At 75.0% G+C, this 12,578-nt stretch carries 10 protein-coding genes; 8 read left to right on the forward strand and 2 right to left on the reverse strand.

The window, feature by feature from the left end; translation table 11 throughout:
• Position 1: 1 nt before the first annotated feature.
• Positions 2 to 1,162 (reverse strand): FAD-dependent monooxygenase, encoded by a 1,161-nt coding sequence (locus EV378_RS13840; protein ID WP_132424922.1) that lies wholly within the window; start codon positions 1,160 to 1,162, stop codon positions 2 to 4.
• Between the two features lie 231 nt (positions 1,163 to 1,393).
• On the opposite strand from EV378_RS13840, the gene sepH reads away from it, so the two are divergent.
• Positions 1,394 to 2,596 (forward strand): septation protein SepH, encoded by a 1,203-nt coding sequence (gene sepH / locus EV378_RS13845; RefSeq protein WP_132424925.1) that lies wholly within the window; start codon positions 1,394 to 1,396, stop codon positions 2,594 to 2,596.
• A gap of 7 nt (positions 2,597 to 2,603) precedes the next feature.
• Here the strand turns inward: sepH and EV378_RS13850 are convergent, their stop codons facing one another.
• Positions 2,604 to 3,413, reverse strand: coding sequence for a TrmH family RNA methyltransferase (locus tag EV378_RS13850; RefSeq protein WP_132424928.1), 810 nt, complete (start codon positions 3,411 to 3,413; stop codon positions 2,604 to 2,606).
• 156 nt (positions 3,414 to 3,569) lie between these two features.
• On the opposite strand from EV378_RS13850, the gene EV378_RS13855 reads away from it, so the two are divergent.
• The 7 genes from EV378_RS13855 (at position 3,570) to EV378_RS13885 (ending at position 12,425) form a co-directional block, all read left to right on the forward strand.
• The gene (locus tag EV378_RS13855) at positions 3,570 to 5,057 is read left to right on the forward strand and encodes a glutamate-cysteine ligase family protein (RefSeq protein WP_165922279.1); all 1,488 of its coding nucleotides are present in this window, start codon (positions 3,570 to 3,572) and stop codon (positions 5,055 to 5,057) included.
• Between the two features lie 215 nt (positions 5,058 to 5,272).
• Positions 5,273 to 6,517, forward strand: coding sequence for a hypothetical protein (locus EV378_RS13860; RefSeq protein WP_132424934.1), 1,245 nt, complete (start codon positions 5,273 to 5,275; stop codon positions 6,515 to 6,517).
• Entirely contained in the window at positions 6,514 to 7,044 is a 531-nt protein-coding gene (locus tag EV378_RS13865; protein ID WP_132424937.1) for a hypothetical protein, read from the forward strand. Before EV378_RS13860 ends, EV378_RS13865 begins: the two co-directional genes overlap by 4 nt.
• Positions 7,045 to 7,047: 3 nt before the next feature.
• Positions 7,048 to 8,241, forward strand: coding sequence for a VldE C-terminal domain-containing protein (locus tag EV378_RS13870; protein WP_132424940.1), 1,194 nt, complete (start codon positions 7,048 to 7,050; stop codon positions 8,239 to 8,241).
• A gap of 4 nt (positions 8,242 to 8,245) precedes the next feature.
• Positions 8,246 to 8,830, forward strand: coding sequence for a hypothetical protein (locus tag EV378_RS13875; protein ID WP_132424943.1), 585 nt, complete (start codon positions 8,246 to 8,248; stop codon positions 8,828 to 8,830).
• An 18-nt stretch (positions 8,831 to 8,848) separates the two neighbouring features.
• Positions 8,849 to 11,425 (forward strand): family 16 glycosylhydrolase, encoded by a 2,577-nt coding sequence (locus EV378_RS36755; RefSeq protein ID WP_207908662.1) that lies wholly within the window; start codon positions 8,849 to 8,851, stop codon positions 11,423 to 11,425.
• A 154-nt stretch (positions 11,426 to 11,579) separates the two neighbouring features.
• Entirely contained in the window at positions 11,580 to 12,425 is an 846-nt protein-coding gene (locus EV378_RS13885; protein ID WP_132424946.1) for a glycoside hydrolase family 16 protein, read from the forward strand.
• Positions 12,426 to 12,578: the final 153 nt, after the last annotated feature.

A 12,578-nucleotide genomic window follows, 5' to 3' on the forward strand; every position in this document is an offset into this window, starting at 1 on the left:
CTCAGGGCGGCGTCCAGGTGATGTCCCGGGCGCCCGCCCTGGCCATCGGGCCTGGCGGGGTCAGCCGCAGCAGCGCGTCCCGCACGGCCCGCGGCCACCGCCCGACCAGGTCGGCCCCCATCCGTTGCACCTGAAGGGAACGGCGGGCGATCCGCTGCGTGCGCGGGCGCCGGGCGGTGTCGTAGGCCCGCAGACCCGCGGCGAGGTCGGCGCCGCGCAACAGCGGGCCGAGCGTCACGCCGTCCTCGAGCGCGGTGTTCGCGCCCTGGCCCATCGTCGGGACGAGCGCGTGCGCGGCGTCGCCGGCGAGCGCCACCCGTCCGCGCACGTAGGACGGCAGGGGTGGCGCCACGTGGAAGACATCGTGGCGGACCAGGTTCGACGGGTCGGTGGCCGCGACGAGCTCGGTCAGCTCCGGCGCCCACCCGTCGACGGCGCGACGGGCGGTGCCCAGCTCGTCGTCGAACGTCGCGCCGGGCGGATGCAGCAGGTAGAGGTACCAGTAGACGCCGTCGCGGCCGGTGCTCAGCACGCCCGCGTCGGCACCCGCGCCCCAGAACGTCGTGAAACCGTCGTCGACCGGGAGCGTGCCCGCGGTGTCGTCGACGACCGCGCGCCAGCACGTCGCCCCCGAGTAGGACGGGCCGCTGCCGGGCCACAACACGGACCGCACGGCGCTGCGCAGACCGTCCGCGCCGACGACGAGGTCGGCCTCCCGCCGCAGCTCGCCCACGGCGTCGCGCCAGCGGACACCGGCCCGTGCCCCGCCCGCGTCACCGGGGTCGACGCCGACGACCTCCGCGCCCGCCACCAGGTGTGCTCCGGCGACAGCGGCGAGCAGCGCGTCGTGCAGCCGGCGGCGATGGATACCGACGGCCGTCGTCGCGGGCGTGACCGGAAGGGCAGCGAGGCGGCGGCCGCGGCCGTTGCGGTAGGTCAGGCTCGCGAGCCGGTGCCCGGCCGCGCGGACGGCGTCGCCGGAGCCGATCGCGTCGAGCGCGGCCATCCCGTTGGCCGTCACCGCCAGGCCCGCCCCGATCTCGCCGAACCGCGGCGCACGTTCCAGGATGGTGACCTCCCATCCGTGCCGCAGCAGCGACGCGGACGCCGCCAGTCCCCCGATCCCGCCGCCGACGACCACGGCCGCACGCCCGTCCCCCACGGCGACACCCTATGACCGGTTGCAACCGAATGTAGTCACATCTGTCACACTGGCCACTCCGGTCACTGTAGTGACCAGGCGTCCGGAGGGCCTCCACGGCCGACGTCGTCGACCGGCCCGGTCGGCTCCGGCGCGCCTCACCCGGCGACCGGAGACGGTTGACTACCGTCACCCGGACGGGGACGGAGAGTGTGGTCCGGGGCGACACGCCGCGGTGGAGAGGGTGGATCGATGCGCGCGTTGCGGGTCGTCGGGGTCACCGGGGACGGCTCGGTCGTCCTCGAGGACCCGGGCCGTCGCGAGCGCTACACCGTGCCCGCCGACGAGCAGCTGCGGGCCGCCGCACGGGGGGACGTGACCCGGCTCGGCCAGATCGCGATCGAGTTGGAGAGCCAGTTGCGCCCACGGGAGATCCAGGCACGCATCCGGGGCGGCGCGTCGGTGGCCCAGGTCGCCGAGGCCGCCGGAGTCCCTGTCCAGAAGATCGAGCGCTTCGCCTATCCGGTGCTGCTGGAGCGTTCCCGCACCGCCGAGCTCGCGCAGGGCGCGCACCCGCAGCGGGCCGACGGCCCCGACCTGCGCACGCTCGGCGAGACCGTCGCGCACACGTTCGGCCTGCGCGGCCAGGACTACAACGACGCCGACTGGGACTCCTGGAAGGGCGACGACGGCAAGTGGGTCGTCGCGCTGTCCTGGCGGGCCGGGCGGTCGGACAACGCGGCGCACTGGGCGTTCCAGCCCGGCGCGCACGGTGGCACCGTCTCCGCGCTCGACGAGCACGCCAGCGACCTCGTCGAAGGCCTTCCGGCGCGTCCGCTCCGCACGGTCGGCCCGGTCATCGACATCGGCCGCGACGACGAGCCCCCGCAGGAGCCCGACGAGCCGGAGACACCGCAGGCCCGCGCGGCCGTCGCCGGGGAGACCCGCGGCGACCAGCGCCGTCGGATCGCCCCCGAGCAGCGGCGCTCCAGCCCGGCGACCCCGCCCGCCCGCAGCGCGCCGTCCGCGCCCGCCACCCCACCGACACCACCGCCCGCGCCGCCCGCACGGCCGTCGCAGCCCGACCCGGCTCCGGCCGAGCCGGCCGCGAGCGAGCCCGCGGCGGAGGAGACCGTCGCGAGCGAGCCCGCGCCGATCGAGGAGCCGCCCGACGTCGACCTGACGGCGCCCGAGCCCGCCGCACCCGTCGCGGAGGAACCGGCTGCCGTCACGGAGCGGGAACCGGAGGTCAACGGGGCTCAGGAGCCGGAACCGGCTGCGCACACGGACGGTGACGGACCCGCCACGCAGGACGACGGTCCCGCCGAGGAGGCGGAGAAGCCGGCGCGGCCCGGCGGCAACCGCGGCACCGCGGCGAGCCGGCGGACGAAGAAGGGCAAGCCGGTCATGCCGTCGTGGGACGAGGTCCTGCTCGGGGTGCGCGGCCAGCGCTGACCCGCGCTCAGCCCCCGCCGGTGACGGCGTGGAACGCGATCGCGGCGGCCGTCGCGACGTTCAGGGAGTCCACACCCGTCGCCATCGGGATGCGGACCCGGACGTCGGCGGCCTGCTGCGCCTCGTCCGTCAGCCCGGGGCCCTCCGCCCCCAGCAGGAGCGCCACACGGCGTCCCCAGAGCCCGGCCCTGGCGAGCGGTACCGCGTCGGCGGCCGGGGTCAGGGCCGCGACGGTGAACCCGGCGTCACGGAGCACCTCGAGGGACTCCGGCCACGGCCCGGGCAACGTCGTGAACGGGACCCGCAGCACGTGTCCCATCGAGACCCGCACACTCCTGCGGTACAGGGGGTCCGAGCATCCCGGGCCGAGCACGACCCCGTCGACACCGAGCGCGGCCGCGTTGCGAAACAGCGAGCCCAGGTTCTCGTGGTCGCCGACGCCCTCGGTGACCGCCAGCACCCGCGCGGTCCGGGCGAGTTCCGGGACGTCCGGTCGTCGCACCCGGTCGGCGACGGCGAGCACGCCGCGGTTGAGGTGGAAGCCGACGGCGTCCGCCATCACGTCGGCCGATGTCGCGTAGGCCGGGACGTCGACGTCGCCCAGGTCGTCGGCCAGCTCGTCGAGGCGTCGCGGGACACCGAGCAGGGACCGCACCGGGAACGGTGAGTCCAGCAGGCGCCGGACGACCACGACACCCTCCGCGATCACCAGGCCCCGGCCGCCCGGGCGGTCCGGCCGCCGGTCGGCCGTGGTGAGGTCGCGGTAGTCGTCGAGGCGCGGGTCGTCCGCGCGGCCGACCGGCGTGATACTGGCCACGAGACCGATCGTCCCATGCCAGCGACCGTCCGCCGCGCCCAGTAGCCCGGTCAGCCGGTACCGCCGATCGCTCGTGTGTGACACCGTGTAATGCCGCTCGTGTGCCGGAACCGGTCCCGGCGCGGTGCTCCCCCGTTGATGGAGGTCGGTTCGCGCATGGGTCAGGTCGTCGACCGGACGTCGTTCAGCCGTCGCGACCGACAGCGGTACCGCATCAAGGTGCAACGGTGCCTGGACACGCTCGACCTGATGCTGCGCGAGTACCCGTTCGCCGACTCCGAGCCGATGACCGGCGTCGAGATCGAGTTCAATCTCGTCGGATCCGACCTCACGCCGTCGCTGAACGGGCGCGACGTGCTGGAGACGATCAACGCCGAGGAGTTCCAGACCGAGCTCGGCCGGTGGAACCTCGAGCTCAACCTCCCGCCGCGGCCGCTGCCCGGCGACCAGTGGCGCCAGCTGGAGCACGAGCTGCTGGACCTGCTCGCCGGCGCCGGTGCGAAGGCAGGTGACCTGCGCACCCAGCTGATCATGATCGGGATCCTGCCGACGCTGCGGTCCGACCACATGGTCGCGGACTCGATCACCCCGGACGACCGCTACTACGCCCTGAACGACCAGCTGCTGAACGCGCGGGGCGAGCCGGTCCACATCGACATCAGCGGGAACGGCAGCGGCGAGCAGCTCGCCGAGGACTTCGAGACGATCATCCCGGAGGCCGCCTGCACGTCGTTGCAGCTGCACCTGCAGGTGGCGCCCGCGGACTTCGGGCGGTACTGGAACGCGGCCCAGTGCCTGGCCGGCGTCCAGCTCGGGCTCGGCGCCAATTCGCCGTTCCTGCTGGACAAGCACCTGTGGGCGGAGACCCGCATCCCGCTGTTCGAGCAGGCCTGCGACGTCCGCACACCGGAGCTGCGCAACCAGGGCGTCCGTCCGCGCGTCTGGTTCGGTGAGCGCTGGATCGACTCGGTGCTGGACCTGTTCAGCGAGAACGCCCGGTACTTCCCGGCGCTGGTCCCGGTGACCAGCGAGGTCGACCCGATGACCCAGCTGCACAGCGACGGCGCGCCGGAGCTCCCGGAGCTGACGCTGCACAACGGCACGATCTGGCGCTGGAACCGCCCGATCTACGACATCTCCGACTCGACGCCGCACGTGCGCCTGGAGAACCGGGTGCTGCCGGCCGGCCCGACGACCGTCGACATGGTGGCGAACGCGCTGTTCTTCTACGGGCTGCTGCGCACGCTCGTCGAGGCGGACCAGCAGCTGTGGCGGACCGTGTCGTTCGAGGCGGCCGCCGAGAACTTCCAGACGGCGGCCAAGCACGGGATGAACGCGCCGCTCTACTGGCCGGGTACCGGCTGGATCCGTCCGGACGAGCTCGTGCTGCGCAAGCTCCTCCCGATGGCCCACGAGGGGCTGTCCCGGTGGGGCGTCAGCGCGGCGGTCCGTGACCGGTACCTGACGGTGATCGAGCGCCGGTGCGTGACGCGGCAGACCGGGTCGACCTGGCAGGTGGACACCGTGGCCGCGCTGGAGGAGCGCGGCGCGGACCGCCCGGAGGCGCTGCGCGAGATGGTCGAGCGCTATCTCGTCGCGTCGACGGCGAACCAACCGGTCCACACCTGGGAGATCCCGGACTAGTCCCTCGCACGTTCGCCATCGCGAACCGGTCTCCCGACCGGCCCCGGGGCACCCCTCCGCGTTCCTAGCGTCGTCCCCCGACCCGCTCCCGGGTCGGGGGCGGAGGGACCCGAGGTGGACCACCAGGTGACGGCGCACACCGCCCATGCTCGGACGGGCCGGTGAGCCCGGTGGCCCGTTTCCGGCCGTTCGGCCGCCGCCAGGACGGTCCCGACGTGCACGAGCCCGACCCGTGGCTCGACGACGTGCCGTCCCCCGTGCGCGCGGGGCACGACCGGCTCACCGACGGCTGGGACGCCGACGTGGCCCCGTCCTCCGCTCCCGCGACGCGTGCGGCGACGCCGGCGATGTGGGCGCCGCGCCCGTCGGAACCCGTGGAGCCGATCGAGTCCGTGCGGGGTCCGGTCACGGACCCGTTCGGCTTTCCCCCGGTCCCGCCGGTGTCCCCGGTGCTCGGTGCGCGGGACGACGCGCCGGTCCGCGGGGAGGCAGCGCCTCCCGCGTGGGCGGCGTGGGTGCCGGAGCGTCGGTCGCCGGACGTGCGCTCGCCGTGGGCGGTGGACGTCGAGGCAGAGCCACAGGACGTCGAGGTCGTCGACGAGTGGTCGGCCGCCTCGCAGCCCGGGCCTCCGGCTTCGCGCATCGCCCCGCCGGACCGGAACGGCCGCCGGAACCCCGTCGCTGCCCGGGAGGCCATGGCTCCGCACGACGCGGCCACCCGGGACGCCGCAACTCCCCCGGACGCGGACGGCAGCTGGGCCGGCGCCGCTCGGTCGGGCGGCGTCGCACCTCCGAGCGCAGGCGGTCGTCCGGACACCGTCCAGGCGGATCCCCCGGACGCCGCCGCCGTCCCGAACACCCCGGCGCCTCCGGACGCGCACTCCGAGCCGCTGCCCGACCCGGTCGAGGCCGCCGCGCTCGCCGGCGCGTTCGCCGCCGACTACCTGTCCTGGGACGAGGACGACCCGGCCCGTCGCGGACGGGCGCTGGCCGACCACCTGTCCGGTCCGGACGCCGGCCATGCGCTGCTGGGCTGGTCGGGCGCGGGCAGGCAGCGGGCGGAGATCGTCCTGCCCGGCGCGGTGCGGCCGGACGGCGGGGGGCGGCTCGTCGTCGACGTGCGCGTCCGCGTCGTGCCCTACCGCAGGGTCTCCCGGTCCGAGGCAACGCCGGAGCCGGACCCGGACGACGCGCTCGGCACGCCGGCCGCGGCGCCGCCGGTCACCGCGCGCGGCTGGCGTGGCCTGGCGGCGCGGTGGGTGCGGCTCGGTGTCGGGGTCGTACGGGACGGCGACCGGCTCGTCGTCGACGCGGGCGAGGAGACGCTCGACGACCGGAACGCCGTGCACGCGCCGCCCGAGCAGGCACCGCGGCCGGTTCGGTCCGGACGATCGGGTCCGTCGGCCGAGGACCCGACGCTCGACGGCGACGACGACGCGTCCCCGGACGGCCCGCGGTGAGCCCGCTGCGCGCCCCGACCGTCGGCGGCCTGGCGGGCGGCGTCGGCGCGACGACCGTGGCCAGGGCGCTGCACGCCCGGGAGATCGGCCGGGTCGGCGACGCGGGCCGGTTGCCGGACGTCGTCGTCTGCCGGGCGACCCGGTGCGGGCTCGCACTCGCCGAGCGGCCGGAGACGGCCGGCTCCGCGCCCGCTCCGGTGCTCGCGGTGACGGCCGCCGGCGGCGACCCGGACGACGCCGTCGTGGCCCGGCTGGCGGCCGTCGGAGCAGGCTGGTCCGGACCGGTCGTGCTGCCGCGCGTCGGCCACTGGGACGTCTCCGACGACCCGTACGCCGACGCCGCCGGCCTGCTCGGCCGCTCGACACCGCCGGCGCCGCTGGCCCGGTACGCGGAGGCGCTCGGCGAGATCGTCGCACTGCTCACCGCGAGCGGGCGGCTCGAGATCGTCGACGACGAGCGGGACTCGGTCGGCGCGCTGCGCCCGGTGCGGGGGATCCGGATCGGTGTCCCCGGGACGGCGTGGTGACCCGTGCGGAGAGTCCCCCGCGGGCGGCGGACCGTTCCGGTCGCCGTCGCGATGCTCTCGCTCCTCGCCGCCCTGGTGCTCGGGGCCGCGCCGGCGAGCGCGGCCGAGCCCGATCCGTCGACCTCGGGTGTGGCGACCGACAAGGTCCCGGAGCGGGCCAGGGAGTCCCTGCCCGAGATCGAGCAGCTGACCGGCGACTTCTGCCCGGAGCTGCCGCCGGTGTGGGTGGTCGCGCAGGTGCAGGCGGAGTCCGGGTGGGACCCGACGCTGCGCACCGGCGACGCCGCGGGGCTGTTCCAGCTCAGCGAGAGGACGTGGGTCGCGGCGGGCGGGAAGTCCTGGCCGGATCCGGACCTCACCGATCCGCAGGCGCACCTGCGGATCGCCGTGCCGTGGATGTGTTCGACGCTGCGGGCGGTCGCCGGGCATCTCGCGACGAGTCCGAAGTCCGTGTCGGTGCTCGACGCGATGCTGGTCTGCCACATCGCCGGCTGCCGGCGGGTGACCGGCAGCAGGAGCGGCGTGCCGCAGGCCGGGGAGGCGGACTGCTCGCAGGCGTGCAGCGCGGCGATCGGGCGCTACCTGGACGCGGTGCACCGCAACCTGGAGGCGTACTCGGCGGGCGGCGGACGCCCGGGCACGAACGACCGCGACGACCGCGAGTCGTCGCCCGCTCCCCGGGGTGTGCAGCGACAGGCGCCCGCGGCTCCCACGGTGTCCTCCCCCGCACCGGCGTGGACCGGTGGGAGGACGTCATGTGCCCCGCCGGACCCGACACGCCCCAGCGACGGATGCCTGACCGGCGCCGCACGGCACGGGCTGGCGACGGCCGAGCAGGTGTTCGGCGGTCTGGACGACGGACCGGTGATCAAGAAGGCCGGGTGCTGGGACGCGCACGCCTGGAACCCGACCAGCGACCACCCGAAGGGCAGGGCGTGCGACCTGTTCCCGGGCGAGGCGGGCACGTTCCCGAAGGGCGAGCCGCTCGACAACGGCTGGCAGATCGCGCACTGGTTCGAGAAGAACGCCGGCCCGCTGAAGGTCAAGTACCTGATCTGGCAGGGCCGGTACTGGGACGCGTCGGTGCGCTCCGACGGGCCCGGGTGGGGCCGCCGCTACACCGGAGGCGGCGTCTACGACACGAAGGATCCGACCGGCGGTCACTACGACCACGTCCACGTCAGCTTCGCGGAGTGACGCCGTGACCCGCCGGTCCCTCGTACCCGTGCTGACGTCGATCGCCGCCGTGCTGGTCGCGGTCGGGCTCGGGGCGTGGCTGCTCGCGCCGGGCCCCTCGCCGTCCGTGCTGAGCTCCGACGACCGCGCCGTGCTCGGTGGACCGGACGTCGAGCGCGGCGACCTGCCGCCGGCCGTCGGGTACCCCGTGCCGGACGGTGCCGACGCGGTCGCGCGGGCCTACCTCGTCGCGGCCTACGCGGCCGGTCCGTCCGACGCCGGGCGGACCCGGCTGGACGCCGCCCGCTACGCCGAGCCGGGCAGCCCGCCCGCCGTCGTCGGCGTGACCGTCGTCGACGCGCCGCCGCCGGGAGCCCGGCGGGTCGCCGCTGTCGAGCAGCTGACGGATGCGGCATCGGACCCCGACGACACCCGCAGGGCGTTCCTGGCGACCGTCCGCACGACGACCGGCGCGCCCGGCGAATCGGCGGCGTCGTCGCGGCTGCTGACCCGCGTCGTCGTGCACCGGCAGCCGGACGGCCGGTGGCTCGTCGTCGCCGAGACCCCGGACACCCCCGACACGCCAGCACTCCCGGCCGGCGACGGCTGAGGACCAGGAGCGAAGGACATGACCACCGACGAGCTCGAAGAGCTGATCAAGAAACTACTGGCCAAGGGTGTCACGGTGATCGTGCTGATCGCCGGTCCCGGCGGGGCGATCCTCGGGTCGACGCCGGACGGGTCGACGCCGAGCACGCCCCCGGCGGTCGACGCACCCGCCACGCCGTCCACGTCGGAACCTGCCTCGCCGACGGCCGAGCCGGACCGGACTCCGGCGTCGACCGCTCCTCGGACGGCAACTCCGGCACCAGCCGCTCCCCGGACGGCAACTCCGGCACCGGCCACGCCCCGGACCGCGGCGCCGACTGCGACGCCCGCGCCCACCGCGGCACCCGGTGCGACGCAGGCCCCGACCGCGACGCGACCGCCGGCCGCGACACCCGCTCCGGCGGCGACACGGCCGGGCACGGACCCGGCCGCCGCGCCGCTGCCCGGAACGGCGCCGCGCAGCCGGACGGCGACCCCGCAGGTGACTCCCGACCCGACTGCCGGTGATCCGCCGGACACGGTGGCGCCACCGGCGACCGCCACGCCGCCGAGCACGGGAACGGCCGCGCCACCCGTCGTCGAACCTCCGGCCGGGCAGGCGACCGAACCACCGGCCGCCACGCCGGCGCCCAGCACCGGTACGACTCCCGCCCCGGCCACACCACGGAGCGGCACGGCACCAGCCCCGGCCGCCGGCAGCGGCGGTGTCCGGGTCCCGACCGTGCTTCCCGAGGGGACCTGGCTGGAGGGCAGCGTCGGTTCCGCGCCGGGAGTGGGGAACGGGACCGCGTCGAGCTCGGGTGGGACGGGCTCCGGCGGCACCGGGACGGGCGGCGGCAGCGGCTCCGGCGGAACGGGGTCGGGCGGCGGAACCGGCTCCGGCGGAACGGGGTCGGGCGGCGCTGGCACGAACGGAACCGGTACCGGCGGCACGGGCACCGGTCAGAACGGAACCGGAAGCGGCGGGGTCGGCCAGAACGGCTCGGGGAACCGCACCGGCGAGCCCGGCGGCGCCGGTCAGAACGGCTCGGGCGCCGCCGGTCAGAACGGCTCGGCGGGCACCGGCACAGGCGGCACCGGCTCGGGTGGCACCGGCTCGGGCGGCACCGGCTCGGGTGGCACCGGTTCCGGCGGGACAGGGCAGAACGGTGGCACGCAGAACGGAGCCCTGCCGAACGGCGCCGGCACGAACGGATCGGGCACCATTGACTTCGGCGGAACCGGCGCGGGCGGGAACGGCGGCGGCACCGCGAACCAGAACGGAGCGGGCAACGGCACCGGCGGGTCCGGCACGAACGGGACCGGCGAGAACGGTAGCCGGAACCGCGCAGGCCAGAACGGCGGCGCGGGTACCGGCGGCACCGGAACGAACTCCGGCGGCAACGGCGCAGGCGGGTCGGGCAACGACGGCGCCGGATCGGGTGGAGCGGGTTCCGGCGGCACCGGACAAAGCGGCACCGGACAAGGCGGCACCGGCACCGGGCAGAACGGCACCGGCACGGGTCAGAACGCCGGCGACGCCGACGGCACGAGCGGTACCGGCGACGGATCGGGAGGGAACCCCGACGGATCCTCGGGCACCGGTGACGGCACGTCGGGCACCGGTGACGGCAACGGCGACGGTTCGACGGGGAGCGGCACGGGATCCGGGGCAGGCTCGGGCGACGGAAGCACCAACGACGCCGGAACCGGAGACGGGATGCAGACAGCAGGCCAGGGCGTGACCGCCGCCGAGAAGCTCGGATGGGGCAACCCCGTCCGCAGCGACGACTTCACCGACGGCACGGAGGGCTGGAACATCTACGACGGCCCCGGCCACGCCGGGAACGGGCGCCGCACGCCCGATGCCGTCAGCATCCGGAACGGGATGTTGACGATCACCGGTGACTCCGACGGCAGCACGGCGGGCATGGCCTGGATGCCCGGCCAGAAGTACGGGCGGTGGGAGGGCCGGGTGAAGGCGCCCGCGTCGGACCCGTCCTACAACGCGCTGCTCCTGCTCTGGCCGGATGCCGAGAACTTCCCGGAGGGCGGGGAGGTGGACTTCATGGAGATGATGGACCACACCCGTCAGAAGACGAACCTGTTCCTGCACTACGGCGCGGACAACTCGCAGGTCAGCGGCGATGTGAACATCGACGCGACGCAGTGGCACAACTGGGCCGTGGAGTGGACGCCGCAGGGCATCACGGCCTACGTCGACGGCGAGCAGTGGTGGCACACCGACGACACGTCGATCCTCCCGCCCGGCCCCATGCACCTGTGCATCCAGCTCGACTGGTTCCCGAAGGGTGGCGACGTCCAGGAGTCGAGCATGCAGGTCGACTGGGTGAAGCAGTACGCCCTGGACGGCGACGGCGGTGCGCAGGCGTCGACGGGCGACCAGCAGTCCGGCGGCCAGCAGTCCAGCGGCCAACAGTCCAGCGGCCAGCAGTCCGGCGACGGCCAGTCCGGCCAGCAGTCCAGCGGCGGCCAGTCCAGCGGCGGCCAGTCCAGCGGCAGCCAGTCCAACGGCCGGCAACAGAACGGCGGCGGGTCCGGCGGCACCGGCGACGGAGGAGGGAACGGCGACGGAGGCGGTCAGGGATCGAGCTGATCAACCCTCTCAGCGTCGCCACAGCCGCGGATCCCTACGGTGACGCCACCGTTCGCCGCGAGCCCGAGGAGACACGTTGTCGCAGGCACCCGAAACGACGCGTTCGCCGTCGGGGCCCGATCCGGACGACGACCGTCCCCGCAGGCGGCCGATCATGACGCTGCTGACGATCCTGTGCGTCGGCGCGCTGATCGCGATCCTCGGCGTCGTCGTGACCCGCGATCCGTCGGGCGGCCAGTCCCCGCCGCCGTCGCAAGCACCCGCACCCTCGGGTGTCGGCGGCGGGACCGACGCCCCGTGGCGCCCGGACGACCGGTCGACGCTCGGCCCGGTCCGCTCGGACACCGAGGCCGCCGTGCAGAACAACTGGCCGATGATCGCCAACGACGAGTTCGACGGCACGTCGCTCGACCGCTCGAAGTGGAACCCGTACACCGGCGAGACGACCGGTGGCGTCGGTCGGCACCGCGAGGACAACATCGCGGTCCGCGACGGCCTGCTGACGATCACCAGCAAGGGCAAGACGTCCGGCGGGATGGCGTGGGCGAACGGCCAGAAGTACGGGCGCTGGGAGGTCCGCGCCAAGACGAACGTCGGCAGCGGCTACGGCGACGTCGTGCTGCTGTGGCCGGACGCCGAGGACTGGCCGGAGGGCGGCGAGATCAACTTCATGGAGATCCCCAACGGGGAGCGCAAGGAGTCGCACTTCATCGTTCACTACGGCGAGGACAACAGCCAGGTCGGCCACACGACCCAGGGCGACTTCACGCAGTGGCACAACTACGCCGTCGAGTGGGCTCCGGACCACATCGCGGGCTTCATCGACGGCCAGGAGATCTTCCGGACGACGGACACGAACGTGATCCCGCCGCGCCCGATGCACCTGGCCCTCCAGCAGGACATCGGCCCGTACGGCAACGACTGGATCCCGGCGCTCGACGAGCGCTCGCCGAAGACGCTCGACTTCCAGGTCGACTGGGTGCGCATCTACGGCATGTGAGCCTCCAGGGGAGACCGACTCGGCGGCCGGCCTCCCCTGGACACGGAGAAGGCCCCGGCCTGTGGGCCGGGGCCTTCTCTGTCCCGAACTGACGCGCCGCTCCCACCACGAAGCGACGAAACTGAGGCTAGCCTATGTTCGGCGCCCTGCCAA

The sequence above is a fragment of the Pseudonocardia endophytica genome (assembly GCF_004339565.1).
Lineage (GTDB): Bacteria > Actinomycetota > Actinomycetes > Mycobacteriales > Pseudonocardiaceae > Pseudonocardia > Pseudonocardia endophytica.

Excerpts from the sequence above, each read along its gene's own strand:
- EV378_RS13855 (WP_165922279.1), top strand. The coding sequence starts at position 3,570 with ATGGGTCAGGTCGTCGACCGGACGTCGTTCAGCCGTCGCGACCGACAG.
- sepH (WP_132424925.1), top strand. The coding sequence starts at position 1,394 with ATGCGCGCGTTGCGGGTCGTCGGGGTCACCGGGGACGGCTCGGTCGTC.
- EV378_RS36755 (WP_207908662.1), top strand. The coding sequence starts at position 8,849 with ATGACCACCGACGAGCTCGAAGAGCTGATCAAGAAACTACTGGCCAAG.
- EV378_RS13885 (WP_132424946.1), top strand. The coding sequence starts at position 11,580 with ATGACGCTGCTGACGATCCTGTGCGTCGGCGCGCTGATCGCGATCCTC.